Source organism: Saccharopolyspora sp. NPDC045839 (genome assembly GCF_056431645.1).
On record NZ_JBWKKH010000027.1, the window covers coordinates 101,037 to 126,699 of the forward strand.

The 25,663-nt window shown below is 71.9% G+C and carries 27 protein-coding genes and 2 pseudogenes; 10 read left to right on the forward strand and 19 right to left on the reverse strand.

The annotated features are described in order from the left end of the window. Positions 1-7: 7 nt before the first annotated feature. Positions 8-658 (forward strand): DNA-3-methyladenine glycosylase I, encoded by a 651-nt coding sequence (locus tag AC07EQ_RS30920; protein ID WP_478391392.1) that lies wholly within the window; start codon positions 8-10, stop codon positions 656-658. Between the two features lie 97 nt (positions 659-755). Continuing rightward, the gene (locus AC07EQ_RS30925) at positions 756-1,634 is read left to right on the forward strand and encodes a sigma-70 family RNA polymerase sigma factor (protein ID WP_478391393.1); all 879 of its coding nucleotides are present in this window, start codon (positions 756-758) and stop codon (positions 1,632-1,634) included. Positions 1,635-1,652: 18 nt separating this feature from the next. Here the strand turns inward: AC07EQ_RS30925 and AC07EQ_RS30930 are convergent, their stop codons facing one another. Both AC07EQ_RS30930 and AC07EQ_RS30935 read right to left on the reverse strand, forming a co-directional pair. Beyond that, the gene (locus AC07EQ_RS30930; protein WP_478391394.1) at positions 1,653-2,348 is read right to left on the reverse strand and encodes a hypothetical protein; all 696 of its coding nucleotides are present in this window, start codon (positions 2,346-2,348) and stop codon (positions 1,653-1,655) included. Positions 2,349-2,464: 116 nt separating this feature from the next. Continuing rightward, complete coding sequence (locus AC07EQ_RS30935) at positions 2,465-3,448, reverse strand: threonine/serine dehydratase (RefSeq protein WP_478391395.1); 984 nt, start codon at positions 3,446-3,448, stop codon at positions 2,465-2,467. Positions 3,449-3,616: 168 nt separating this feature from the next. Here AC07EQ_RS30935 and AC07EQ_RS30940 point away from each other — a divergent pair, with 168 nt between their 5' ends. The 3 genes from AC07EQ_RS30940 to AC07EQ_RS30950 all read left to right on the forward strand — a co-directional run bounded on the left by AC07EQ_RS30940 (position 3,617) and on the right by AC07EQ_RS30950 (position 6,594). Then, positions 3,617-4,213, forward strand: a complete 597-nt coding sequence (locus tag AC07EQ_RS30940; protein ID WP_478391396.1) for a TetR/AcrR family transcriptional regulator — start codon at positions 3,617-3,619, stop codon at positions 4,211-4,213. Between the two features lie 62 nt (positions 4,214-4,275). Then, complete coding sequence (locus AC07EQ_RS30945) at positions 4,276-5,937, forward strand: ABC-F family ATP-binding cassette domain-containing protein (RefSeq protein ID WP_478391397.1); 1,662 nt, start codon at positions 4,276-4,278, stop codon at positions 5,935-5,937. A gap of 117 nt (positions 5,938-6,054) precedes the next feature. Then, on the forward strand, positions 6,055-6,594 hold the full coding sequence (locus AC07EQ_RS30950) for a type 1 glutamine amidotransferase domain-containing protein (protein ID WP_478391398.1): 540 nt from the start codon (positions 6,055-6,057) through the stop codon (positions 6,592-6,594). Between the two features lie 55 nt (positions 6,595-6,649). Here AC07EQ_RS30950 and AC07EQ_RS30955 read toward each other — a convergent pair whose 3' ends face one another. From AC07EQ_RS30955 to AC07EQ_RS31025, 15 genes and pseudogenes are all read right to left on the reverse strand, one after another. Further along, on the reverse strand, positions 6,650-7,759 hold the full coding sequence (locus AC07EQ_RS30955; RefSeq protein WP_478391416.1) for an NDMA-dependent alcohol dehydrogenase: 1,110 nt from the start codon (positions 7,757-7,759) through the stop codon (positions 6,650-6,652). Positions 7,760-7,776: 17 nt separating this feature from the next. After that, complete coding sequence (locus tag AC07EQ_RS30960) at positions 7,777-7,935, reverse strand: aldehyde dehydrogenase family protein (RefSeq protein WP_478391417.1); 159 nt, start codon at positions 7,933-7,935, stop codon at positions 7,777-7,779. 22 nt (positions 7,936-7,957) lie between these two features. Beyond that, positions 7,958-8,050: pseudogene (locus tag AC07EQ_RS30965) on the reverse strand (aldehyde dehydrogenase family protein); the annotation flags it as partial. Between the two features lie 77 nt (positions 8,051-8,127). Continuing rightward, positions 8,128-9,054 carry a helix-turn-helix domain-containing protein gene (locus AC07EQ_RS30970; protein WP_478391399.1) on the reverse strand — a complete coding sequence of 309 codons (927 nt, stop codon included), beginning with the start codon at positions 9,052-9,054 and terminating at the stop codon, positions 8,128-8,130. A gap of 137 nt (positions 9,055-9,191) precedes the next feature. Further along, a complete protein-coding gene (locus AC07EQ_RS30975; protein ID WP_478391400.1) occupies positions 9,192-9,341 on the reverse strand; it encodes a hypothetical protein in 150 nt (49 codons plus the stop codon). 6 nt (positions 9,342-9,347) lie between these two features. Further along, positions 9,348-10,106, reverse strand: coding sequence for a metallophosphoesterase family protein (locus AC07EQ_RS30980; protein WP_478391401.1), 759 nt, complete (start codon positions 10,104-10,106; stop codon positions 9,348-9,350). Between the two features lie 119 nt (positions 10,107-10,225). Continuing rightward, positions 10,226-10,366, reverse strand: a pseudogene (locus tag AC07EQ_RS30985) (2Fe-2S iron-sulfur cluster-binding protein); the annotation flags it as partial. Positions 10,367-10,375: 9 nt separating this feature from the next. Then, the gene (locus AC07EQ_RS30990) at positions 10,376-10,711 is read right to left on the reverse strand and encodes a hypothetical protein (RefSeq protein ID WP_478391402.1); all 336 of its coding nucleotides are present in this window, start codon (positions 10,709-10,711) and stop codon (positions 10,376-10,378) included. A gap of 254 nt (positions 10,712-10,965) precedes the next feature. Beyond that, positions 10,966-12,087, reverse strand: a complete 1,122-nt coding sequence (locus AC07EQ_RS30995) for a zinc-dependent alcohol dehydrogenase family protein (protein WP_478391418.1) — start codon at positions 12,085-12,087, stop codon at positions 10,966-10,968. Continuing rightward, the gene (locus tag AC07EQ_RS31000) at positions 12,087-12,386 is read right to left on the reverse strand and encodes a putative quinol monooxygenase (protein ID WP_132480110.1); all 300 of its coding nucleotides are present in this window, start codon (positions 12,384-12,386) and stop codon (positions 12,087-12,089) included. Before AC07EQ_RS31000 ends, AC07EQ_RS30995 begins: the two co-directional genes overlap by 1 nt. 32 nt (positions 12,387-12,418) lie before the next feature. Continuing rightward, on the reverse strand, positions 12,419-13,042 hold the full coding sequence (locus AC07EQ_RS31005; RefSeq protein ID WP_478391403.1) for a glycerol-3-phosphate responsive antiterminator: 624 nt from the start codon (positions 13,040-13,042) through the stop codon (positions 12,419-12,421). A 27-nt stretch (positions 13,043-13,069) separates the two neighbouring features. Beyond that, positions 13,070-14,623, reverse strand: a complete 1,554-nt coding sequence (locus AC07EQ_RS31010) for an FAD-binding oxidoreductase (RefSeq protein ID WP_478391404.1) — start codon at positions 14,621-14,623, stop codon at positions 13,070-13,072. Next, a complete protein-coding gene (locus tag AC07EQ_RS31015) occupies positions 14,620-16,293 on the reverse strand; it encodes a glycerol-3-phosphate dehydrogenase/oxidase (RefSeq protein WP_478391405.1) in 1,674 nt (557 codons plus the stop codon). The genes AC07EQ_RS31010 and AC07EQ_RS31015 overlap by 4 nt, the downstream gene beginning before the upstream one ends. A gap of 16 nt (positions 16,294-16,309) precedes the next feature. Further along, positions 16,310-17,809, reverse strand: coding sequence for an FGGY family carbohydrate kinase (locus AC07EQ_RS31020; RefSeq protein ID WP_478391406.1), 1,500 nt, complete (start codon positions 17,807-17,809; stop codon positions 16,310-16,312). Positions 17,810-17,829: 20 nt separating this feature from the next. Beyond that, positions 17,830-19,263, reverse strand: a complete 1,434-nt coding sequence (locus tag AC07EQ_RS31025; RefSeq protein ID WP_478391407.1) for an MFS transporter — start codon at positions 19,261-19,263, stop codon at positions 17,830-17,832. Positions 19,264-19,572: 309 nt separating this feature from the next. On the opposite strand from AC07EQ_RS31025, the gene AC07EQ_RS31030 reads away from it, so the two are divergent. The 5 genes from AC07EQ_RS31030 to AC07EQ_RS31050 all read left to right on the forward strand — a co-directional run bounded on the left by AC07EQ_RS31030 (position 19,573) and on the right by AC07EQ_RS31050 (position 24,968). After that, positions 19,573-20,271: a FadR/GntR family transcriptional regulator gene (locus AC07EQ_RS31030; protein ID WP_478391408.1), complete on the forward strand. Its 699-nt coding sequence runs from the start codon at positions 19,573-19,575 to the stop codon at positions 20,269-20,271. 54 nt (positions 20,272-20,325) lie between these two features. Next, positions 20,326-21,765: a four-carbon acid sugar kinase family protein gene (locus AC07EQ_RS31035; protein WP_478391409.1), complete on the forward strand. Its 1,440-nt coding sequence runs from the start codon at positions 20,326-20,328 to the stop codon at positions 21,763-21,765. 152 nt (positions 21,766-21,917) lie between these two features. Then, entirely contained in the window at positions 21,918-22,820 is a 903-nt protein-coding gene (locus AC07EQ_RS31040; protein WP_478391410.1) for an NAD(P)-dependent oxidoreductase, read from the forward strand. Further along, entirely contained in the window at positions 22,817-24,220 is a 1,404-nt protein-coding gene (locus tag AC07EQ_RS31045) for a GntP family transporter (protein ID WP_478391411.1), read from the forward strand. The genes AC07EQ_RS31040 and AC07EQ_RS31045 overlap by 4 nt, the downstream gene beginning before the upstream one ends. Positions 24,221-24,362: 142 nt before the next feature. Further along, a complete protein-coding gene (locus AC07EQ_RS31050) occupies positions 24,363-24,968 on the forward strand; it encodes a TIGR03086 family metal-binding protein (RefSeq protein ID WP_478391412.1) in 606 nt (201 codons plus the stop codon). Here the strand turns inward: AC07EQ_RS31050 and AC07EQ_RS31055 are convergent. Next, entirely contained in the window at positions 24,952-25,326 is a 375-nt protein-coding gene (locus AC07EQ_RS31055; protein WP_478391413.1) for an MmcQ/YjbR family DNA-binding protein, read from the reverse strand. The two genes, AC07EQ_RS31050 and AC07EQ_RS31055, sit on opposite strands and share 17 nt — an antisense overlap. 163 nt (positions 25,327-25,489) lie before the next feature. Further along, a partial coding sequence (locus AC07EQ_RS31060) for an adenosylhomocysteinase (protein ID WP_478391419.1) occupies positions 25,490-25,663 on the reverse strand: 174 nt, incomplete at its 5' end.

Consider the following 25,663-nt stretch of genomic DNA (forward strand, 5'->3'; position numbering starts at 1 on the left):
CGAGACAGTGAGTCCCGCAGCGGCAGACACCACGACGACCGACACCGGGGTCGTGATCGGCGAGGACGGGTTGGCGCGGCCGGCGTGGGCTGCCCGCGATCCCCTGCTGCGCGAGTACTACGACACCGAGTGGGGCATGCCCGTGCACGGCGAGCAGGCCCTGTTCGAGCGGATCAGCCTGGAGGGCTTCCAGGCGGGGCTCTCCTGGGCGACGATCCTGCGCAAGCGCCCGGCCTTCCGCGAGGCGTTCGACGACTTCGCCCCGGACGCCGTCGCGGCCTACACCGAAGAGGACGAGGCACGACTGCTCGGCAACGCTGGGATCGTGCGCAACAAAGCCAAGATCCGCGCGGCCATCACCAACGCCCGCGCGACCATCGAACTCCGCGCCGAGGACGGGCTGGAAGCATTCGTCTGGTCGTTCAAGCCAGAGACCACGCCGCGTCCGCGTACGATGGCCGAGGTCCCCACGACGTCGCCGGAATCCGTTGCGTTGTCGAAGGCGTTGCGCCGCAAGGGTTTCGCGTTCGTCGGCCCGACGACGATGTTCGCGCTGATGGAAGCGATCGGCATCGTCGACACGCATCTCGTCGACAGCCACCGCCGCGGTACCTCCGGCATCTGGCCGCACCCGGACGGTGATGCCGCGGCGAGCTGACAGGTCCTCCAGGAGTGCGCCGACGGCCGAGGCGTGTCACATCGGCCGCGTCCGGCGGGTCACTCCTTCGACACGACGTGACGGAGGAATGCGGCCGATGGACGAGAAGGACTTTCTGGCGGATCGCTTCGAGGCCCACCGCGGGCACCTGCGGGCGGTGGCCTACCGGATGCTGGGCTCGCTGAGCGAGGCCGACGATGCGGTCCAGGAGGCCTGGCTGCGGCTCAGCCGCTCCGACTCCGCGGAGATCGAGAACCTCGGCGGCTGGCTGACGACGGTCGTCGGCCGGGTGTGCCTGAACATGCTCCGCGCGCGAACGGCGCGCCGCGAGGAGCCGCTGGAGGTGCACGTGCCCGATCCGATCATCAGCGGCCCGGACGTCATCACCCCGGAGCACGAGGCGCTGCTGGCCGACTCCGTCGGTCTCGCGCTGCTGGTGGTCCTCGAGACGCTCACGCCCGCCGAACGGCTCGCCTTCGTGCTGCACGACCTGTTCGCGGTGCCGTTCGACGAGATCGCGCCCATCGTCGGGCGCACCTCCACGGCGACCCGCAAGCTCGCCAGCCGGGCCCGCGGCCGGGTGCAGGGCGCGGCCCCGGCACCCGACGCGGATCTGGCCCAGCAGCGCGAAGTCGTCGACGCCTTCCTCGCGGCCGCGCGCGCCGGGGACTTCGATGCGCTGCTCGCGGTCCTCGACCCGGATGTCGTGGTGCGCACCGACGGGGGCTCGCTGCGCCCGAGCGTCATGCGGCGCGGTGCGAAGGAGGTGGCGGGAGGCGCGGTCGTCTTCGCACAGCTCGCCGAGGCGACCCGGCCCGCGCTCGTCAACGGCGTGCCCGGGGCGGTGGCGATCTCCGACGGCCGGCCGATCTCGCTCGCGGCGTTCACGGTCGCCCGCGGCAAGGTCGTGGAGCTCAACATCCTCGCCGACCCGGATCGCCTCCGCCGCCTCGACCTCGCGTTCCTCGACGACTGACCGGAACGGGCCCCGGGGTCAGTGCGCGAACGCCGTGCCGGCGGCCGGGGCCCGGTCGACCTCCGGCCGGTACACCATCAGCACCGACGCCGCGCCGATCCACAGCGCGAACACGATCCCGGTCACCAGGCCGGCGACCGAGACGAAAACGCTGGGCATGTAGAAGGAGGTGACGCCGGCGATCAGCCCGATCAGGCCCACGCCGAAGCCGAACCAGCCCAGCCACGGCGCCAGTAGCTCGCCGCGCACCACGGCCGCCCCGGCGGCGGCCGCGAACAGGGCGACCAACAGGCCGAGCCCGCCGAGCGACAGCCGGTGCAGTTCGGCGAGCACGAACACCATCGCCTGACTCGCGGTCTCCACGTTGCGGCTCAGCGAAACCAGCGCCGTGACCGGCAGCATGCTCAGCATCGTCATCGTCGCGAGGCTGACTCCGGCGCCGAACACCACCGGCGAGAACGCCTCCGCACCACCTTCAGCGCGTTGCAACAGGTGGCGCAGGTGTCCCACGAACCACAGGAAGACCACCGCCGCCACCGTCGAAAGCAAGGCGGCCAGCAGCACGGTCGGGCGGTTCTCGGTCACGTAGAAGAAGGTGCGCACCGGCTCGTCGCTGGGCGGCGACAAGGGGTTGAGCAGCAGGCTGACCAGTAACAACACGGCGGCGACCAGGCCGCTTGCCGCGCCCGCCCGCTCCCATGAGCGCTCGTTCATCACAGCCCCCTCTGCAGTAGCGGCACCGGAAGCACCGGTCGACACGCCCCGGGTACCCAGAGTCGGGCCGGATCGAGCACCCGCGATCCGCTCCATTGTGGACGCGGCGGCCGGGGTCAGCCGAGGCCGAAGCGGCGCGCCCAGGCGGCGACGTCGGCGGTCGTGGCGTTCCCGCCGCACAGCACCAGGCCGAGCCTGGCGCCGGGGCCGACCCGGTCGAGGACCTGGCGCGCGGCCGGGAGGAGGCATCCCGCGGCGGGCTCGGCCCAGACCTTCGCGTGGTCGGCCAGGTCCAGGACTCCGCGCACCGCCTCGGCGTCGGGCACCACGAGGACTTCGGTGACCAATGTGGACACGTGATCGTAGGTCAGCTGGGAGACCGAAGGGGCGCTGAGCGTGGACACGATCGAAGACAGTTCGACGGGCACCGGTCCGCCCGCCGCCAGCGCCTCGGACATGGCCTGCGCTCCCCCGGTCTCCACTCCCCAGATCCGCACATCGGGGCGTCGCGCGCGCAGCGCCGCGGCGACCCCGGCGATCAGCCCGCCGCCACCGATGCTGACCAGCACGTCGGTGAGTTCGTCGGCGTCGTCGGAGAACTCCAGGCCGACCGTGCCCTGACCTGCGATGACGACGGGGTCGTCGAACGGGTGGACCAGGGTGAGCCCGCTCGCCCGCAGCTCGGCGGTCAGCGCGAACGCGCCGGCCATGTCGTCGGTGACGCGGACGACTGCCCCGGCCGCCTCCGCGATCTCGACGGCACGAGCGGGCGCCGAGCTCGGCATGACGACGGTCGCCTTGACGTCCAGCGCGCCGGCCATGACGGCGAGGGCGATCCCGTGGTTCCCGCCGCTGACCGCGACGACACCGGCGGCCCGCTCCGCCTCGCTCAGCGACAGCAGCTTCGCCGTTGCCCCGCGCACCTTGAAGGATCCGGTGCGCTGCAACAACTCCAGCTTCGCGGAGACCGGTGCCCCGAGCAGCTCGGTGAGCCCCGGGCTGGGCACCGTCGGCGTTCGCACGACGTGCCCGGCGATGCTGTCGGCCGCGGCCTCGACGTCTTCGATGCTGATCAAGCCGCTCGGCTCCGTAGCAGTCACATCTGCACGTTAACCGACGTCCCGCAGGCACCGGATCGGGCGGTGCGGGAAAATCGCTCGTTCCCCGGACCGTTGGTGATCTACGGTCGCGCGCATGGAATCCGACCCCAGGCGCGTGGCGGAACCGGCGCCCGAAGATGACTATCACACATGTGATAGTTTCATTTCGTGACAGCCCGTGATGCCGCGACCGCGGCCGCCAAGAACCGCATCGTCGACGCCGTTTTCCGGCTCGTCGCGCACGGCGGGGTCGGCGCTGCCTCGCTGCGGAAGGTCGCCGACGAGTCGGGCATCAACATCGGTTCCGTGCGGCACCACTTCGGCAGCCACGAGGGGCTGATGGTCGCCGCGGCCGAAGAGGTGGGCGCCCGCATGGCGCGGAGGCTCGAACGGGCGATGCCGGCGACGGGTTCCCCGCTCGACGTGCCGGGCCGCCGCGCGCTGGTCGAGGCCGTGTGCCACGCCGTGCTGCCCGTCGCGGACGACGACCGGGCCGAGCTGATCGTGCTGGCCGAGCTGATCACCGCCGCGCGGCTGCGGCCGGAGTTCCGGCCGCTGGCGACCCGGATGGGCACCGATCTTCGGGCCGTCTTCCGGGAAGCGCTGCAGGCGGCGGGCGTCCGCGAGGCCGAGCTGGAGGCGGAGCGCCTGACCGCGGTCGTCGGGGGCTTGACCTTCGAGCTGGTCTACCCGCACGGGTCGACCGATGCCTCGCTCGTCGCCGACGTGCTGCGCCGCCACATCGCAGACCTGATCCCGGCGTAGCCCACGCCGAATCCGGCGGCGCGGCAACGAAAACTTCTGAGCACTGTGAGGAGCCGACAACCGTGGGGCATGTCGAGTTGCAGAAAGCGCACTACGTCCTGCCGGACGGCCGGGTGCTGCTCGATGACGTGTCGTTCCGGGTGGGAGACGGGGTCAAGGCCGCGCTGGTGGGCCCGAACGGCGCCGGGAAGACGACGCTGCTCCGGTTGATCGCGGGCGATCTCGCGCCGCACGAGGGCAGCGTGACCCGTTCCGGCGGCCTCGGCGTGATGCGCCAGTTCATCGGCCACGCCCGCGACGACTCGACGGTGCGGGACCTGCTGATCTCCCTGACCCCGCCCCGGCTGCGCGCCGCGGCGAAAGCGCTCGACCGGGCCGAGGAGCGGCTGATCGAGCACGACGACGATGCCGCGCAGATCGCTTACGCCGAGGCGATTTCCGAGTACACCGATGCCGGCGGGTACGACGCCGAGGTGCACTGGGACCGGTGCTGCACGGCCGCGATCGGCCAGCCGTTCGACCGGATCCGGTACCGGGAGCTGCGCAAGCTCTCGGGCGGCCAGCAGAAGCGGCTCGCCCTCGAATCGCTGCTGCGCGGGCCGGACGAGGTGCTGCTGCTCGACGAGCCGGACAACTACCTCGACGTGCCCGGCAAGCAGTGGCTGGAGGAGCAGATCCGGGAGACACCGAAGTCCGTCCTGTTCGTCACGCACGACCGCGAGCTGCTGCACCGCACCGCCAACCGCATCGTGACGGTGGAGCTCGGCGCGGCGGGCAACCGCATCTGGGTGCACGGCGGCGGGTTCGCCGGCTACGACGAGGCCCGCGAGGAGCGGATGTCCCGGCTGGACGAGCTCCGCCGCAGGTGGGACGAGGACCGGGCCAAGCTCGTGCGGCTGGTGAACGACCTGAAGCAGAAGGCGAGCTACAACGACGGCATGGCGACGCGCTACCAGGCGGCGCAGACCCGGCTGCGCAAGTTCGAGGAGGCCGGGCCGCCGGAGGCGGTTCCGCGCGAGCAGCGGGTGCAGGTTCGCCTGCCCGGCGGGCGCACCGGCAAACGCGCGGTCATCTGCGAGGACCTCGCCCTGGACGGGCTCACCAAGCCGTTCGACGCGGAGTTCCGCTACGGCGAGCGGATCGCGGTGCTGGGCGCCAACGGGAGCGGCAAGTCGCACTTCCTGCGGCTGCTCGCCCGGGGCGGCAGCGACGACCACGTGTCCGACCTGGACCAGGAGGCGCTGACCCCGGTCCGGCACACCGGCCTCGCGCGCCTAGGTGCGCGGGTGGTGCCGGGGATGTTCGCGCAGACGCACGAGCATCCCGAGTTCGCCGGGCGGACACTGCTGGAGTTGCTCATGGGCGGCGGCAAGCGCCGGTCGGGCATGACACGCGAGGAAGCCAGCCGCGCGCTGGCGCGCTACGACATCGTGCAGGGCGCGCAGCGGCCGTTCGACACGCTCTCCGGTGGGCAGCAGGCGAGGTTCCAGATCCTGCTGCTGGAGCTGGAAGGCGCCAACCTGCTGCTGCTCGACGAGCCCACGGACAACCTGGACCTGGTCTCGGCGGACGCGCTGCAGTCCGGTTTGGACGACTTCGAGGGCACCGTCGTCGCGGTCACCCACGACCGCTGGTTCGCCAGGTCCTTCGACCGGTTCCTGGTGTTCCGGTCCGACGGGCAGGTCCGCGAGTCACCGCACCCGGTCTGGAACGAGTCCCGCTAGGGGCGGCCGTCCGGTGGCGAGTTCCGAATGCCGCCGAGTTGCATCGGGAACGCGGTGGCGCACCCTGGAACCGTCCGGACGCAGCGCGGCAGACCAGATCGGGGAAGGTGATCGGACATGGGGAACGAACTGCGCGGCCGCCGGGTGGCGATCCTCGCCGCGGACGGTGTCGAGCAGGTCGAGCTCGAACAGCCGCGCCAGGCCGTGGAGCAGGCCGGGGCCGAGGCGGAGCTGGTCTCGGTGCACTCCGGTCAGATCCAGGCGATGAATCACGACATCAACCCGGGCGACCGGTTCACCGTGGACCGCGAGATCTCCGATGCGTCGGCCGACGACTACGACGCGTTGATCCTGCCCGGCGGCACGATCAACCCGGACAACCTCCGGCGCGACGCGCGTGCGGTGGAGTTCGTCCGGAGCTTCGTGGACTCGGGCAAGCCGGTCGGGGCGATCTGCCACGGGCCCTGGACGCTCGTGGAGGCGGACGTGGTGCGGGACCGCAAGCTGACCTCGTTCCACAGCATCCGCACCGACATCCGCAACGCCGGCGGCGAGGTCGTCGACGAGGAAGTGGTGGTCGATCGCGGGCTCGTCACCAGTCGCAGCCCCCGCGATCTGCCCGCTTTCAACGCCAAGATCGTCGAGACCTTCGCCTAGGGCTAGCCCGGAAACTCCGGGGTGCGGTGGCACCCCGGAGCTACCGGCTCGCGGATCAGTCGTACACGATGACGCCGCGGATGTTCTTGCCGTCACGCAGGTCCTGGTAGCCCTGGTTGACCTCCTCCAGGCTGTAGCGCGTCGTCACCAGCTCGTCGAGCTTGAGCTTGCCCGCGTCATAGAGGCGCAGCAGCCGCACGATGTCGTACTGCGGGTTGGACGAGCCGAACAGCGTGCCCTTGATGGTCTTCTCGTTGAGCGTCAGGTCCGCGCCGGAGACGTGCACGGTGAGCTTCGCCGGGTCGGCGAGCCCGGTGATCACCACGGTGCCGCCCTTGCCGATCGCCGCGGTCGCCTTGGACACCACGGTCTCGTCGACGGTCCCGACCAGGATCAGCGCGGCGTCCGCGCCCTGGCCCCAGGTCAGCTCCGTGACCTTCGCCTGGGCCTCGTCGGCGTCGGCGAAAGCGTGCGTGGCGCCGAACTTCAGCGCCGTTTCCCGCTTGAACTCGAGCGGATCGACGACGACCACGTACTTGGCGCCCGCCTGCAGCGCGCCCTGCACGGCGTTGATGCCGAGGCCGCCGATGCCGTAGATGATCACGGTGTCGCCGGCCCGGACGTTGCCGGCGTTGACCGCCGTGCCCCACCCGCTGGGCACCCCGCAGCCGACGACGACCGCGGTCTCCAGCGGCAGCCAGTCGTCGACCTTGACCACCGAGTGCTGCGAGATCGTCGCCCGCTCGGAGAAGGTGCCCAGCATGCACATGGCACCGATGTCTTCGCCCCCGCCGTGGAACCGGAACGTCCCGTCGGGCATGGAGCCGGCCAGGATGGTGGCGCCCATGTCGCACAGGTTCTGCCTGCCGGTCGAGCAGTAGCGGCAGGTCCCGCAGTTGGGGATGAAGCTGCACACCACGTGGTCGCCGGGCTTGACCTTGGTGACGCCTGGCCCGACCTCCTCGATGATCCCGGCGCCCTCGTGTCCGCCGACGATCGGGAAGCGCGGCGGCAGGTCGCCGTCGGTGAGGTGCAGGTCCGAGTGGCACAGCCCGGCCGCGGCGTACTTGATGAGGACTTCTCCCGGGCCCGGGCCGTCCAGGTCGAGTTCGACGATCTCGAACGGCTTGCCCACTTCGCGCAGAACTGCTGCCTTGGTCTTCACGTGCGAATACCTCCGAATCACAGGGCGACGTTGACTGCCTTGGTCTGGGTGTAGAGATCGATCGCGTCCGCGCCCAGCTCCCGTCCCCAGCCCGACTGCTTGTAACCGCCGAAGGGAAGCGCGGTGTCGAAACCGTTGTACTGGGTCCACCTCGTCGTGCGCGGCGATCGCCGCACCGGCGTCGCCGTAACCGGTGATGATGTTGACCATGCCGGGCGGGAAGCCGGCTTCCTGGAAGACCTCGCCGAGCAGCAACGCGGTCAGCGGCGTCTGCTCATCCACCGCAGTCACTCGGCCTCCTCACGTCGTTGTGACGGGGACCATGTTCGCGGCCGCGCGCGGCGGTAACTGTTCAAGAACTGAACACCTCAACGGGACACCCCGAGCGCGCGCATCCTGCTGTACAGCGTGGTGCGGCTGATGCCCAGGCGCTGCGCGGCCTGCACCTTGTTGCCGCCGGTGTCTCGCAAGGCCTCGGTGATGGCGTCGCGTTCGGCCCGTTCCCTCCTGCTCAGCCTGGCGGTGCGGCCGGCGTCGCGGTAGCCGGCCGGGAGGTCCGCGACGGTGATGTCACCGGCCGTGCGCCGCTCGGTGATGCCGCGGAGCACCCCGGCCAGTTCCCGGAGGTTCCCGGGCCACTGCTGGGCGATCAGCGCCTCGAATGCGCTCGGCGCGATGCGCAGGTCGGCCCGGAGCTCGGCGAGCATGGTGCGCGCGATCGCCACGAACTCGTCGGTCCGGTTGCGCAGCGGCGGCAGTTCCACGCGGGACGGGCAGGTCGCCGCGAGGCTCAGCACCCGCGGCGGCAGCTCGGATCGCGGCGCCGAGATGAGCACGAGGCGCGCGCCCGGATCGTCCGCGAGCATTCGCGCCAGACCCGCGCACAGCGCGTCGGACAGCAGCTCGATCCCTTCGACGACGAGGACTTCCGCGCCCGGGTTCGGCGAGCGGAGCCGCTTGGCCCACTCCTGTTCGCCGACGACGACCACGTCCGCGGCGTCGAGCACCTGCACGGTCCGCGGGCCGGCGATGGCGCGTGCCGCGGAGGTGCGCCCGGAGCCGGGTTCGCCGGCGACGAGCACCGGCTCCGCTCCCCTGCGCAGCTCGGCCAGCTGCTGGTCCAGCCCGGTTCGCCGGTTCTCGGCGACCCGGCCGCGCGGCACCGGGACCCGCGTGCGGGCGCGGGGCGTCAGCTCGACCAGGAAGCCGTCGGCCGTGCCGGTGACCTTCTCGGCCCGCAGATGCACGGCCGCGCCCGAACCCAGCACCAGGTCGCGGGAGGCGGATCCTGTCACGCCGGAGACGAGGTCGCGGAGCCGGCGCTGCGTTAACGAAGGTTAACCTCGGATTATCTGTGACCCCCGACACCGAAGCAAGCAGCCGTGCGTGTGCAATGCCTCCGAACGCACGCACCGCCAGTAGTACGAGGTGGTCAACGGGCCGCCGGGCGGCGGAAGAGCGCGGCCAGCAGGAAGGGGACACCGTAGTGCTGGGCACCCGGCGGCTGCTCCACCATGGGCCGCAGCTCGATCTCGCTGTAGTCCGAGAAGATCCAGCGCAGCGAGTCCGGGTCGAAGGGCATCCCGCGTCAGAGGCTGCGGAGTTTTTCCAGTGCGTACGCGTCGGTCGCGCGGGCGCGGATGTGGAAGTCCGCCCACTCCCCGGCTTCCGGGAACGTCGATCCCCCGGTCACGGCCGCGCACGCTTCGTCGAGGTCGAACATGGTGCGGCGCAACGAAATCACCCCATCGGCCAGCAGCGCCCAGTGCGCACCTGGGCGGCCGTACGGCATGCCGACGCTTCCGGCGTTCACGATCTGGCGCCCGTGGGCGAGACGCACGAACTGCATGTGGGTGTGCCCGCACACGACCGTCGAGACGGCGTCCGGCACGGTTGCGAGCACCTCGGCCCAGCGGTCCATCGGCGAGTCGACGAGGACCATTTCGTCGTCATCGCGCGGAGTCGCGTGGCAGAACAGGACGTCGCCGAATCCGTTGACGCGCAGCGTCACGGGATGCGGCAGGGCGTCGAGGAGCGCGACCTGGTCGGAGCGCAACTGCGCCGCGGCCCACTCCGCGATCGATCCGCGAACGTCGAGGCCGTCGCCGCGGGCGAGCGCCACCAAGGCGCGGTCGGCGTTGCCCCGCCCCCAGATCGCGCGTTCGCCGAGCTCGGCGAGGCGGTCCAGCACCTCGACGGGCTGCGGTCCCGCGGCGATGTCGCCGGTGAGCACCACCCGTTCGGCCGCGGCAACGTCGGGTTCGGTCAGGACGGCTTCCAGGGCGGGCAGGACACCGTGGATGTCGGACAGCACTGCAACGGAGGCGACCATGCGATCAGCGTCCATGGTCGACTCCGCCCCCGGCAACCGATCCAGCTGACAGCGAAACCGCGCCGCCGGTGGACGGCGGCCTCGGCCGACCGCCCACCGGTGGCGCGGCTACTCGGTCGCGTCGGCGCCTGCCAGGCCTGGCAGACCCCGAGCCCGCAGCCGTACTTCGGTCCGCGCACGCCGAGGACGTCGCGCAGCACCCACAGCAAACGCACCTCGCCGGGGACGTCCACGGTGACCTGTTCGCCGTTGAGCTTGAAAGTGTGCTTTGGCATGAGGGCTCCTCAGAACGCCTTGTCCAGGCCGTCGGTGGGCGACTGCGGGATGGACGGTTCGCGCGGCAGCGGCTCGAAGCGCAGCGGGTCGTGGTGGTTGATGGGGAAGGCGAACGTGAATTCGGCGTCGACCGCGGTCGTCAGCGGCAGCGCCGGCTTGACCGGCGGTGTCGCGGCCTTGAGCTTGCGCAGCAACGTCTCGTCCGATTCACCGTCCACAGTGCCCGGTAACCAGGTCACGTCGAGGGCGCGGACGGCGTCGATGCACTGGCCGAAGGTCTCGCCGCGCACCGCGACGCCGGTGGAGATGATCGCGACGTCGGTGATGCCCGGCATGGTCAGCACCTGGTCGACGTTGCGGATCGAGCGCGCCGTGCCGTTGATCGTCGGCGCCCGGTGAGCCCGGGGCCGGGTTCGTCCGGTGGCCGCGTGGTGGCGCGGGGCGCGCGGTGCGAAGTCATCGTCGCCCTCTCGGCACCGGGTGTGGCGACGATCACCTTAGGTTCGGCGTGCCCGCGCAACTGTTCAGAAATTGAACACCGGCCGCACCGCGCGAGCCGCCCGGGACCGGCGGTTCTCGCTGGTCCCGGGCGGCGCCGTCAGAGGACGACGACTTGGCGGATGGCGGTGCCGTCGGCCAGGCGGTCGAACCCCTCGTTGATCTCGTCGAGGGTGAGGCGGTGGGACAGCAGCGCGTCGACGGGGAGCGCGCCCGACCGGTACAGCTCGATGAAGCGCGGCACGTCCCGCCTCGGCACGCACGATCCGAGGTAGCTGCCCCGCAGCGTCTTCTCCTCCGCGACCAGGCTCAGCGCGGGCAGGGAGAGCTGCGCCTCGGGGTCCGGGAGGCCGACGGTGACCGTGGTGCCGCCGCTGCGGGTCGCGTCGTAGGCCTGCCGCAGGACGGGCGCGACGCCGGTCGTGTCGATCACCTTCTCGGCGCCACCGCCGGTGATCTCGAGGATCCGCTCGACGGCCCCCGGGCCGCCGGCCACGGTGTGGGTCGCGCCGAGCCGGGCGGCCAGCTCCCGCTTGTGCTCGACGACGTCGACGGCGACCAATGTGGACGCTCCGGACGCCTTCGCCATCAGCAGCGCCGCGAGGCCGACGCCGCCGAGGCCGAACACCGCGACGCTCTCCCCCGCGTGGATCTGCGCCGAGTGCAGGGCCGCGCCCGCACCGGTCAGGACTGCGCAGCCGAACAGGGCGGCGATCTCGAAGGGGAGGTCGGCGTCGACCTTCACCGCCGAGCGGGCCGACACGACGATGTGCTCGGCGAACGCCGACACGCCGAGGTGGTGGTACGGCCGCGAGCCGTCGTCGGCCCGCCACCGCATGCCGCCGCCGAGCAGGGCGCCCTGCCCGTTCGCCGCGGCGCCCGGGCCGCACAGGGCCGGGCGGCCGGCCACGCAGCGCTCGCAGTCGCCGCAGGACGGCACGAAGGCGAGAACCACGTGGTCGCCGGGCTCGAAACCGCTGCCCGCGCCGGCCTCGACGACCTCGCCGGCCGCCTCGTGCCCGAGCGCCATCGGCAGCGGCCTGCGCCGCGAGCCGTTGATCACCGACAAGTCGGAGTGGCACAGCCCGGCGGCCCGGACCCGCACCAGCAGTTCCCCGGGCCCCGGCGGGTCGAGCTCCAGCGTCGTGACGTCGATGGGCCGCGACGCCGCGTAGGGCGCTTCGCGACCGGATTCCCGCAGGACTGCCGCGCGGACCCGCATCACGCGCCCGCCCCGGCGACCGGCACGCAGCGGGTGACCACGCGCTCGGCCAGCAGCGGCACGACCTGGCCGAGCACGATCCGCTTGAAGTGCTCGGATTCGCAGTGCGCGGCGAAGTCCGCCTCGGTGTCGTACTCCTCGACGATGGCGACGACGTCGTCGTCGGTGCCGGCGTGCAGGCCGTAGCGGCGGCAGCCCGGCTCGGCCAGCGACGCCGCGGCCATCGGCGCCAGCAGGTCCAGCACCTCGTCCCGCTTGCCGGGGTTGGTGACGTACCGTGCGATCACGACGAAACTCATGGCTCTCCGTTGTTGAAAGTGTTGTGCGCGGGTCATTTCCCGTCCCGCAGCCGATCGCGGGTCAGCGACCAGAGCCCGGGATCCGAGGTGGCCGCCGCGACCGCGCCCATCGCCAGCGAGTGCGCCACCCCGGCCACGTCGGTGACGAAGCCCGCCGCGACGAACGGCGACAGCACGCGGCGGGCCTCCTCGGGCATCCACGGGATGATCGGGGCGGGCATCACCTCGACCAGGTCCGGGTTGCTCCGGCCGACGCCTTCCAGGCTCCGGTTGAGGTTCGACCGGTCGGTGACGAAGACCTTCTGCATCGTCAGCATGTCCAGCGCCCCGGCGCGGTCGATCAGCGCGGCCCGGGTGCTGACCACGCCCTGCGCGCCGATCTCGGTCAGGAAGTCGATCGCGCCGCGGTCCTGGGCGAGGCCGGGGCAGGCGTCGATGTTGACGAACACGGTCTTCTTCAGGTGCACCAGCACCCGGACGACCTTCGGCAGCTCGCCCACCGGGATCGACGCCAGGACGCCGACCGCGGCCGGCGCGGCGGCGAAGTCCTTGACCCGCGCCGCGCCGACCACCGAGGCGCACACCGGGACGTCCGCGAAAGCCGCCTCGATCAGCGGGTTCAGCGGTCGGCGCGGACGCGTGGAAGGTTCACTCATGCCCGTTACTCTTACCCACCCGGTGGTTCAGTCGAGCGGCCCGGTGCCGAACGACGTGGGCAGGCCCAGCTTGCCCGGGTTGAGCACGCCGCGCGGGTCGAGCGCGTTCTTCACCGCCTCGAACGCCGGGAACCCGGAGCCGAGCGCGTCGGTCAGGTACGGGCCGCGCAGCAGCCCGGACCCGTGGTGGTGGCTCAGCGCCGCGCCGTGCCGGATCAGCACCGCGTTGGCCGCGTCCCACGCCGCGCGGTACCACTGCCGCCGCTGCTCCGGCTCGACCTCGCCGCGCAGCGAGAAGTACAGGCAGGCGCCGTCGGTGTAGGCGTGCGACTGGTGCGCCGAGGACGCCAGCGTGCCGGGCACCGCGCAGATCGCGGCCACCACCTCGTCGTAGATGGCGGGCAGCTTCGCCCACGGCCCGGCCATCTCGAGGGTGTCGGCGACGAACCCGGGGCCTGGGGTGAAGCCGTCCGCGGACTTGCCGACCAGCATCCGCTCGTCCAGCCAGCGCTCGAACACCGCCTGGCCGTCGAGCTCGATCCCCTGCTCCGCGCACACCTCGGCGCTGACCGCGATGCTCGCGTCCACGATCACCGGGTCGCCTTCGTCGGCGATCAGCAGCAGGTTCGTGTCGGGGTGCCCGAAGTGGGTGCCGCTCTCCAGCTTGTCGTAGAGGCGCATCGCGGCCGGGGTCGCGCCGCGCTGCATGATCAGCCGGCACGCCTCCAGCCCCTCGGCGAAGGTGTCGAAGCCGTAGGCGATGGCCTTGGCGTACTCGGGCAGCGGGTGGGTGCGCAGCCGGACCGAAGTGATGATGCCCAGGGTGCCTTCCGAGCCGACGAACAGCTGCCGCAGGTCGGGGCCGGTGGCGGCGCGCGGGTAGTCGCCGAAGGTCGCCAGCGTGCCGTCGGCGAGGACCACGTCGAGCCCGACGACCATGTCCTCGATCTTGCCGTAGCGGGTGGACAGCTGGCCGGCGCCGCGGCAGGCGACCCAGCCGCCGACGGTGGAGATCGCGAACGCCGACGGCCAGTGCCCGGTGGTGGCGCCGTGGACCTCCTGCAGCTCCTGCTCGAAGACGTCGCCGAACATGCCGGCCCGGACCTCGACGACCTGCGATTCCGCGTCGAAGGAGACGATGCCGGTGAGGCCGCAGACGTCGAGCACGACGCCGCCGAAGACCGGCAGGGCCGCGCCGGTGACGTTGCTGCGGCCGGCGGAGACGGTCAGCGGCAGGGTGTGCTCGTTGCACAGCCCGGTCACGGCCTGGATCTGCTCGACGGTGCTGACCTCGACGATCACCGCGTCCGGGGTGGCCGGGCTGTCGGCGGTCTCGCCGATCATCGAACCCGCCCACCAGTCGCGGGTGCGCAGCACGACCTCGTCGCGGTCGGTGTGCACGGCGTCGGCGATGCCGCGCAGCGATTCCACGACCGCGCCCGGGACCTCGACCGCGGTGGTCTGCAGCGACGCCGCGCCCTTGCCGACCGGGGTGCCCGCGCCGTAGCGGGGCGGGGTCGGGGCTCCGACGACGTACTTGCCGCGGTTGAACGGGTGGGTGATGGTCTGGCGGCTGATCATGCCTTCTCTCCCAACAGGATCGACTTCTCGCGGGCGATGTCCGCCCGGTAGCTGCTTACTTGTCCGGCGATGGTGTCGGCGCTGAGCCCGAGCTCGGTGCCGAGGAGCTCACCGACGACCGGCGCGGCTGCCGCGGAGGCGTCACGGGCGAACAGCCGCAGGCGGGTGCGGCGGGAGAGCACGTCGTCGACCGAGCGCGCCATCTCGGACCGCGCCGCGTAGACGACCTCGGCCTTCAGGTGCGGCTGGCCGGCCACCAGCGGCTCGGCGAGCGCGGGGTCCTCGGCGATCAGCGCGCTCACGAAGCGCGACTCGGTGCCGTAGCGCCCGCCGAGGTGGGCGGCCGTGCCGCCGGAGGCGGCGACCGCCTCGGGGTCGTAGCCGGCGCCGCCGAGCAGCGGGAGCTTCGTGGTGCGGCTGCGGGTCTTCCGCCCGAGCAGCCCGGCGACCTTGTCCACCACGAGCTCGCCCATGTGGCGGCTGGTGGTGAGCTTGCCGCCGGTCACCGTGACCATGCCGCCGCCGCCCACGCTGATGTGGTGGTCGCGCCGCATGTCGAGGGTGGCGCCTTCCTTGCCGCCGACCAGCGGGCGCAGCCCGCCGAAGCTGCCGAGCACGTCGTCGGCGGTGATGCCGCTGTTGAAGGCGACGTTGGCGCCGTCGAGGAGGAACTCCATCTCCTCGCGCGTGCAGTGCACGTCGTCGACGGAGCCCTCGTAGTCGGTGTCGGTGGTGCCGAGGACGACGACATCGCCCCAGCGGGTGCAGGTCGCGCGGCGGGCGCGGCCCGGGATCGGCACCGTGACCGTGCAGTCGTTGCGGATCTTCGACCAGGGCACCACGATGTGCACGCCCTTGGCCGGGCGGACCTGCGGGCGGTGCGCGTCGTCGGCCAGCACGTCGAGTTCGTCGGTCCACACGCCGGTCGCGTTCACCACGACTCGGGCGCGCACGTCGATGTCCTCGCCGTCGGCGTGGACGACGGCGCCGCGCACCCGGCCGCCGTCCTTGAGCAGCCGCTCGACCTTCGCCCCGTTGGCGACGACCGCGCCGAGGTGGGCGGCGGTGCGAATGACGGTGAGGGTGAGGCGGGCGTCGTCGGTGCGGCTGTCGTAGTACATCAAGCCGCCCTTGAGCTGTTCCGCGCGCAGCGTCGGCGCGTGGGAGAGCACCTCGTTGGGGGTGAGCCGCTGGTGCAGGCGCCCGATCCGCCAGCCGCCGACCAGGTCGTAGGTCCACAGCAGACCCTCGAAGGCCTTCGCGATGCGGGGGTCGAAAACGCCTTCCTGCTCCAGGATCGGGAACAGGAACGGCAGGCGCTGCACCAGGTGCGGCGCGTTGCGGCGGAACCGGTGCCGCTCCAGCAGCGAGTGCCGGACCAGGTTCACGTTGCCCTGCTCGATGTAGCGCAGCCCACCGTGCACCATCTTCGAGGACTTCGACGACGTGCCGGAGGCGAAGTCGTCGCGTTCCACCAGCGCCACGGAGAATCCGCGGGAGACCGCGTCGAGCGCGGTGTAGGCGCCGGTGATCCCGCCGCCGATCACCAGCACGTCGAATTCCGCGTCGGCGAGTCGCCGCAGCGCCCGCCGGCGGTCCAGGATCACCGGAGCGCCGGGGGTGGCCTTCGCCGCGGCCGAGTTGGGCCGTCGGGACGGCAGTTTCATCATGATGTTCCTTCTTCGTTCAGGGCAGTGACTTCCGGAGCTCCCGCTGCCATTCGGCGCGCAGCTCCTGCCGTTCGTGGTCGGTGGTCGCGGGTTCGAAGGTGCGGCCGACGGGGCGCGCGCCGACGACCTCGTCGAGCGAGCCCCACAGGCCGAGCCGGACGCCGGCGAGGTACGCGACGCCGCGCAGGCTCGCGGTGGCGGAGTCGGCCACCCGCTCGATGGGGATGCCGGAGAGGTCGGCCTGGCTCTGCATCAGCGCGTCGCTGGCCGCCAGCCCACCGCCGACGCGCAGCCGGGTCAGCGGTCCGTCCATCGTGGACCGGAGTCCGTCGGCGGTGTCGCACACGGAGTGCGCGATGCCTTCCAGGACGGCGCGGGCGATGGCGGCGCGGGTGGTGGCCAGGCTCAGGCCGGTCAGGCACGCCCGGGCGCCGGGCACCGCCAGCGGCGTCCGCAGCCCGGCGAGCGTGGGCACGAACCACGTGTCCCGGTCGCGCGGGTGCGTGGCGGCGAGTTCGCTGATCCGCTCTGCGGAGTCGAACAGCTGCAGGTCCTCGACCAGCCAGCGCAGCGCCGAACCCGTCGTCGACGTGTAGGCCTCCAGGCTGAAGCGGCTGTGGCCGCCGGAGCGCCAGCCGACCAGCGCGAGCACGCCGTCGACGGCGTTGGCGGCGTCGGCCGGCTCGTCGCCGGTGAGTGCGCCGACGAAGGTGCCGGTGCCGTGCATGCACATGCCCTGGCCGGGTTCCAGCGCGCCCAGGGCGATCAGCGACGCGTGCTGGTCCCCCATCGCCGCGGCGATGGGCACCCGGATGCCGAGCACCTCGGGGTCGGTGCACCCGAAGTCGCCGTCGTCGTCGGACAGCGGCGGCGCCAGTTCCTGCGGGTAGCCGACCGCGGCGAGCCAGTCCGGATCCCACGCGTGCTCGCGCAGCACGTAGCCGCCGAGCGCCGCCGCGTTGCTGGCGGAGACGGCGTGCGTGGTGCCTCCGTTGAGGTTCCAGCTCAGCCAGGTGTCGATCGAGCCGAACAGCAGCCGTCCGGCGTCCGCGGCCGCCCGCGCCTCCGGGTTCTCCGCGATCTGCCTGGCGGCCCACAGGAACGGCGACCGGCTGCCGACCGGCCGGCCGGTGCGCGGCAGCAGGACCGGATCCCACTGCTGCGCCAGCACTTCGAGTTCCGCCGCGTACCGGCGGTCCTGCCAGACCACGGCGGGGGCCAGCGGCTGCCCGGTGACGCGGTCCCACAGGACCGCGGTCGCGCGCTGCGTGCACAGCGCCACCCCGACGATCTCGACGCCGCTGTCCGCGGCCCACGCCACGGCCTGCCGCGCCACCTCCAGGGTGTGCCGCCAGAGCTCGCCGGCGTCCTGCTCGACCCGCAGCGGGTCGGGGTGGACCACGGCGATCGGCCGGTAGTACGACGGTCCGCTCGATCCGTCCGCCGTGACCACGGCCGCGCGCGTGCCGGTCGAGCCTTCGTCGATCGACAGCACGCCTCGTTGCGAACTGCTCATGCTGGTGCCTTTCTGCGCCGTCAGCGGGTGGCCGGCACCGGTGCCGGCAGCAGGTCGATGACCTCGTCGTCGGGGTCGATGCCGCTGCGCGTCGGGTCCCACTTGATGGCAACGCAGGTGATGAGCCCGAGCAGCGGGACGACGGCCAGCGCCGCGATCGTCGGGCCGAGGCCCATCGACTCCTTGATCAGCGGGAACACGTAGAGCCCGACGACGCTGCCGAAGCTGCCGAGCATGCCCGTGATGCCGGTGCCGAGGGTGCGGATGTCGCTGCGGTAGGACAGGGCCGCGATCGACTTGCCGTTGGCGCCGGGGCCCGCGGAGTGGAAGAAGATGAACAGGAACGGCACGGTGAAGGCCAGCACGGTCGGCAGGCTGCCGAACCCGAGTCCCAGCACCAGCAGCAGCACGAACGCCATCGCGTAGCCGACCGCCGAGCTCATCCGCAGGCCCATCCGACGGCCCGCGTAGGCGGAGACGGCGCCGCCGATGATGCCGGCCGCGTTGAAGATCATCGATCCGACGGTGGCCTTCTCGAACTGCTCGCCGAAGATCGCGAGGCTGATCACCGGCAGGTACCAGCCGATCGCGAAGTACTGCATCGACTGGGTCAGCGAGATGAGCGTCGACAGCATCGTCCGCGGCAGGTAGGGCTTGCGGAACAGCACGCCCGACTGGCGGAAGCCGATCGACTGCTGCACCTCGGCGGGTGCCTCGGCCCGGTCGCCCGGGACGGCGTCGAACCCGTAGATCCGGCGGAGGCTTTGCGCGGCGTCCGCGAGCCGCCCGCGGGATGCCAGCCACGACGGGCTCTCCACCAGGAACACCAGCTGCAGCACGAACAGCGCCCCGGCGATGACCGCGGCCGAGCCGACCGACCAGCGCCAGATCTCCGCGCCGATGCCGAGCTTGTAGCAGATCAGCGTCAGCGCGAGGTTGGAGGTGGTGGCGATGTACCAGACGCACTGCCACAGGTTCAGCCGGCCCTTGAGGCTGGCGGGTGTGTACTCGGCGAGCATCGCCATCGCCACCGCGAAGTCGATGCCGTAGGCGACGCCGACCAGCGCGCGGCCGGCCCACACGGTCTCGAAGCTGCCCGCGTACGCGGTGAGCAGCGCGCCCGCGACGCCGATGAGCTTGGCCAGCAGCAGCGGCTTGACCCGCCCGATCCGGGCGGCCAGCCAACCGCTGGCCGGGTTGAACAGGATCGCCACGGCCGGCGCCGTGGCGGTGAGCAGCCCGACCTGTCCGGGCGTCAGCGTCAGTTCCTTCACCATCGGCGAAAGCCCGGCGCTCAGCGCGGCGTTGGAGTAGGCGTCGAGGAACAGCCCGCCGAGGATGAGGTACCAGATCAGGCTGGCCTTCTTCGGCAGCCGTTCCAGCTTGTTGATCAACGCCACCACGTCGGAGGGGCCGGACACCGTCCCCGCCACCGTGTTCGAAGGTGAGGCCACAGATCGCCACCTTTTCAAGGGAAGGCACTGGCAGCGATCCGGCGAAACGAAAAAAGGCACGACGAAGACCGCTGACAGTGGCTCTTCGTCTATGCCTGTCGTGGCGGAGACATTAACCGCGGCGCAACGTGGGCGTCAAGCGAAACGGGAGCACTCAGGGGAATTCGCGCACCGGACCGCCCTATGTGGACCGGCGCCCTGACCTGCATCGATCCAGCGTGACCCAGCCGGTTGACGAGGCCGGGCCCGGGCCCTATCGTCTGCTGCCATCAGACATCTGACGTCTGATCTAGAGGAGGATCCGCAGCAATGTCGCTGTCCGACCAACTCGCCGAGCGGCTGCTCAGCGCGATCATCGACGGCACGCACGCCCCCGGCAGCGCACTGCCGCCGGAAGGCGAGCTCGCCGAGCAGTACGCGGTCAGCCGCCTCACCGTCCGCGAATCGATCAAGGCGCTGCGCGTGCAGAACATCGTGCGCATCCAGCGCGGCCGCGGCACCTACGTCAACCCGCCCGCGCAGTGGACCGCGCTGGACCCGCTGATCCGGGCCGCCGCGGCCACTCCCCGGTCGAGCGCGGCGATCTCGGAGAGCCTCATCGAGGCCCGGCGGCTGATCGAGGTCGGCGCCGTCGAGCTGGCCGCGGGCAAGCGCACCGACGACGACCTGGCGCAACTGCGGAGCCTGCTGCAGGACATGCGCGACGCCGTCGACACCGACGACGTCGAGCTGTTCGTGGAGGCCGACATCGCCTTCCACGACGCGATCATGCGCGCCAGCGGCAACGCGTTCATCCCGCTGATGTTCGAGCCCTTCGGCCGGTTGCTGGTCGAAGGCCGCCGCGAGACCTCCGCGGTGCCCGAGATCCGGGCCAACGCCGTCGCGCACCACACCAAGATCCTGCGAGCGCTCGAAGCGGCCGACCCGGCGCTCGCGCGCCAGGCGATGGCGGACCACATGGCCCAGACCGCCGACGACCTCCGCACCCACGTGCTCGCCGACAGCTGACCCCGCTCCCACGCGCCGCGTGGGCACCTCCGCACGCCTACAGGAAGCAGCGCCATGCCCGATCTGCCCCAGGACCGCCCGATCTCCGCGGAAGAACTCCTCGCCGGACTGCCCGCCGTCCGCCCCGTCGCCCCGGCCGAGATCGCCGAGCGCATGGCCGGCGGGCCGCGCCTGGTCGTGCTCGACGACGACCCCACCGGCACCCAGACCGTCGCCGGCGTCCCGGTGCTGACCACCTGGGGCGTCGACGACCTGCGCTGGGCGCTGACCCAGCCCAGCAGGACCTTCTTCGTGCTCACCAACACCCGCAGCCTGTCGGCCGCCGACGCCGACGCCCGCAACCGCGAGGTGATCGACGCGCTCGCCCGCGCCGCGGCCGCCGAAGGCGCCGACTTCGTGGTGGCCAGCCGGAGCGACTCGACGCTGCGCGGCCACTACCCGCGCGAAACCGATCTGCTGGCCGAAGAACTGGCGCAGCGCGGCAAACCGATCGACGGCGTCATCATCGTCCCCGCCTTCCCCGACGCGGGCCGGTTCACGATCGATTCGGTGCACTGGACCCGCACCGCCGACGGCATGCTCCCGGCCGGGCGCACGGAGTTCGCCGAGGACGCCACCTTCGGCTACCGCAGCTCGGACCTGCGGGACTGGGTGGCCGAGAAGACCAGTGGCCGGGTGCCGGCGGACCGCGTCCTGGCCATCACCGCCGCCGATCTCCGGGAAGGCGGCCCGGAGCGGGTCGCGCAGCTCCTCGACACCGTGCAGGACCAGCAGCCGGTGGTCGTGGACGCGGCCTGCGACGACGACATCCGCGTGCTGGCGCTCGCGCTGCTGCACGCCGAGTCCCGGGGCAAGCGGCTGCTCTACCGGGTCGGCCCGGCCTTCGTCCGCTCCCGCGCCGGTCAGGCGGGCGCGCCGCCGCTGGACGGCGAGGTGCTGCGCGGCATGGGCACCGGCGACGGGCACGGCCTGATCGCCGTCGGCTCGCACGTCGGCCTGACCACCAGCCAGCTCGACGGGCTGCGCGAACTCGGCGGCATCACCGAGCTGGAGCTCGACGTGCCGGCGCTGCTCGATCCGGCCACCCGCGACGCCCACGTCGATGCGGTCGCGCAGGCCGCCGCGCGGGCGATGTCCGACGCCGACGTGGTGATCCGCACCAGCCGCACGCTGGTCACCGGCACCGACCCGGACGCCAGCCTGGCCATCGCCCGCGCCGTGTCCGCCGGCCTGGTCGACACCGTGCGTGCGGCCGTCCGCGCGCACCGCCCGGCGTTCGTCGTGGCCAAGGGCGGCATCACCTCCAGCGACATCGCCACCGCCGGCCTCGACATCCGCCGCGCGATGGTGCGGGGCACGATGCTGCCGGGCATCGTCTCGCTGTGGGAGCCCGTCTCCGGCGAGTTCGCGGGCACCCCGTACGTCGTGTTCCCGGGCAACGTCGGCGACCGGCGAGCGCTCGCCGACGTCGTCGCCTCGCTGCGGGGCAGGTGATGCCGCTCCGCGTCCAGCCGAGCGCACATCGGTGATGTTCACCAGGTCTCATCCGTCCACTTCGGACTTCACCGCACCGCTCCGGACGGCCGCGCAACGCTCCTGCGCCGTCCGCACGATCAACCTGCTCACCGCAGAACGGGGAAAGACGAATGCCTGAAACCTCCGCCACCCGCATCGCCGTGATCGGCCTCGGAGCCATGGGCCTGCCGATGGCCACCCACCTCGCGCCCGCCTTCCCGGTGACCGTGTTCGACATCGACGCCGGGCGCCGCGCCCAGCTCGCCGCCGCGGGCGCGGCGGAAGCGACCACTCCCGCGCAAGCCGCCGGGGACGCCGACGTCGTGCTGCTCGCGGTCCGCGACCAGCAGCAGGTCGAAGCCGCGCTGTTCGGCGAGAACGGCGCCGCCGAAGCGCTGAACCCCGGCGCCGTCGTGGTGCTCACCAGCACCGTCGGGCCCGACGCGGCCCGCGAAACCGCCGCCAGGCTCGCCGAATCGGGTGCCCGCCTGGTCGACGCCCCGGTCAGCGGCGGCCCCACCCGCGCGGGCACCGGCGACCTGCTGATCGTCATCAGCGGCGACGAGGACAGCCTCGACGCGGCCCGCCCGGTGCTCGACCGCCTCGCCTCCACCCTCACCGAGATCGGCCGGGAGCCCGGCGACGCACAGGCGCTCAAGGCGATCAACCAGCTGCTCGCCGGCGTGCACATCGCCGCGGCCGCCGAAGCCGTGGCGATGGCCCGGGCGCTCGGCCTGGACCCGGCCACCGTCATCGACTCGCTGAGCAAGGGCGCCGCCGGATCGTTCATGCTCGCCGACCGCGGGCCCCGCATGATCGAGGCCTACGGCGACGGCGCGGAAGTCCGGTCCCGGCTGGACATCTTCGTCAAGGACATGGGGATCGTCGCCGGCATCGCCAAGCAGGCGCACGTCCCGACCCCGCTGGCCTCGGCCGCCCAGCAGCTCTACCTGCTGGGCGAGCGCGCCGGGCTGGGCGGCTCCGACGACTCCAGCGTCGTCACGCTCCTCTCGCCGAAGGAGGCGCAACGATGAGCCCTGCCGTGTTGCTGGGCATCGGCGCGGTGGGGATGGCGCTGCTGCTCTTCCTGGTGCTGAAGGCGAAGGTGCAGCCCTTCGTCGCCCTGCTGGTGGTCAGCACCGGAGTCGCACTCGCCGGCGGCGTGCCGCCCGCGGAGCTCGTCAACACCATCGAGAAGGGCATGGGCTCCACGCTCGGCCACGTCGCGATCATCATCGCGCTCGGCGCGATGGTCGGCCGCATCATCGAGCTATCCGGCGGCGCGAACGCGCTGGCGCACACGCTGATCCGGCGCTTCGGCGAACGCCGCACGCCCCTCGCGCTCGCCGTGGCCGGGTTCATCCTGGGCATCCCCGTGTTCTTCGAGGTCGGCCTGATCATCCTGATGCCGCTGGCCTACGGCGTGGCGCGCAGCGCGAAGAAGCCGCTGCTGGTCTACGCGCTGCCGATGGGCGCGGCGATGCTGACCGTGCACGCGTTCCTGCCCCCGCACCCCGGCGCGGTGGCCGCGGCGAAGCAGATCGGCTCGGACCTGGGCTGGATCCTGCTGCTCGGGCTGCCGATCACGGCGGTCGTCGTCGCGATCGGCTACCTCGTGTCGAATCGCTTGACGCGCAAGGAATATCCGATGTCTCCGGACGTGCGCGCCGAGGTCTACGGCTCCCCCGACCTCCCGCCGCACGGCTCCGGCGGAGGTGCGGCCGCGGTCGCCACGGCACCCGCCGAGGCGAAGACCGAGCAGGCGCCGTCGTTCGGCGTGATCGTGGCGCTCATCCTGACCCCGATCCTGCTGATCCTCGCGGGCACCGTCGGCCAGCTCGCGCTGCCCGAGGGCGCCGTGCTGCGGGAGGCGCTGACCGTCATCGGCGCGCCGATGGTCGCGCTGCTCATCGCGCTCGTGCTGGCCGCCTGGCTGCTGGGCATCCGGCGCGGCTGGTCGCACGCCCACGTCGCGGAGGTGATGGGGTCGGCGCTGCCGCCGGTGGCCGTGGTCATCCTCGTCGCCGGCGCCGGCGGGGTGTTCGGCAAGGTCCTGGTGACGACCGGCATCGGCGACGCGGTCGCCGACCTGCTGCAATCCACCGGGCTGCCGCTGCTGGTCCTGGCCTTCGCGATGACGCTCCTGCTGCGCGGGGCGCAGGGTTCGGCGACCGTCGCGCTGGTGACGACGGCCGGGCTGATCACGCCGCTGATGCAGGGGCTCGACCTGTCGCCGGGGCGGCTGGCGCTGGTCTCGCTGGCCATGGGAGCCGGCGCGCTCGGCCTCTCGCACGTCAACGACGCCGGGTACTGGATGTTCGCGAAGCTCGTCGGCCTGGAGGTCGGCAGCGCGCTGCGCACCTGGACGGTCCTGACAACGGTCATGGGCGTGACGGGATTCGCGCTGACCGCGGCGGTCTGGCCGTTCGTCTGAGGCCCGTGAGCGTTTTGGGGCGCTTTGACGCCCCAAAACGCTCACGGCCCGGGAATTCGCCGCCCGAGCGTGCGATGAGTTTTCACCGGCCCCCGCGTCTAACCGGGAAGCACCGCAGGCGAACAGCGAGGAGGACCGTCCGGTGGACGAGCGAACCGCGATCGAACCGGAGCTCTTCGGCGATGCCGCAACGCTGTTGGAGCGCGCCACCTGCTACGTCCTCGGCGCCGCGGCCGATGTCACCACCGCGACGCTGGCCAACGCGACTCCGTGCGCCGGCTGGGACCTCCGGTCGCTCGTCGCCCACGTCAACGATTCGCTGGCCGTTGTCGCCGACACGCTCGCGTCCCGCGTTCCGGACGACGCCGAGGATTCCGCCGACCCGGTCGCAACCTTGCGCAACCGCGCCAGGGTGCTGCTGGAAACCTGCCTCGCGCACCCGGACGACGTCCACGTCGGCGGATTGCCCCTGGACGGCCGGATCGCCGCCGCGACCGGTGCGCTGGAGATCGCCGTGCACGGCTGGGACATCGCCCGGGCGTGCGGCCAGGACTCCCCCATCCCGGACGGCCTCGCGACGGCGCTGGTCCGGCTGGCACCGATGGTCGTCATCGAGGCCACCCGTCCGTTCCTGTTCGGGCCGCCCGTCGCGTGGTCCCCGCAGGCCGCGCCGGGCGAACGCCTCGTCGCCCACCTCGGGCGCGATCCGGTCGCGAGACCGGGCGGCGGCCTCACTCCTCGCGGCTGAGCGCGTTCCAGTGCAGCTTTTCCCGTTCGCGCTTGGGCAAAGCGGCGACGATGAGGTCGTAGGAGTCCTCGATCATGTCCAGCACGAGCGGATCGGGCACGGAGCCGTCCAGGACGATCGTGTTCCAGTGCCGCTTGTTGAGGTGGTAGCCGGGCGTGATGGCCGGGTACGTCGCGCGCAGCTGAACCGCCAGCTCCGGCTCGCACTTGAGGCTGACCCGCAGCGGGTCACCGCCCAGCCTGCTGATGGCGAAGATCTTGCCGGTGACCTTGAAAACGCTGTTCGTGTCGTCGAAGGGGAACTCTTCGCGCGCACCGGTGAGCGCGAGGCATGCGTTCTTGAGCTCCTGCGGCGTCATGCGAGCAGCGTAACGACTGCCGCCTCCTGGCCGGTGCAGATCCGTGCCGTGACGATTAATTTCATTCATCACTGAAGCGATAGTGACTGCAATCTTCGATGAGCGCGCAAAAGGGCTGGAGCCCGCCGCGGGCGCGTCGCGGCGGGCTCCAGGTCTGGTTCGATCAGTAGCGGTAGTGGTCGGGCTTGTACGGGCCGTTGACGTCGACACCGATGTAAGCCGCCTGCTCCTTCGTCAGCTTGGTCAGCTTCACACCCAACGCGTCCAGGTGCAGCCGCGCGACCTTCTCGTCCAGGTGCTTCGGCAGCACATACACCTGCTTGTCGTACTCACCCGG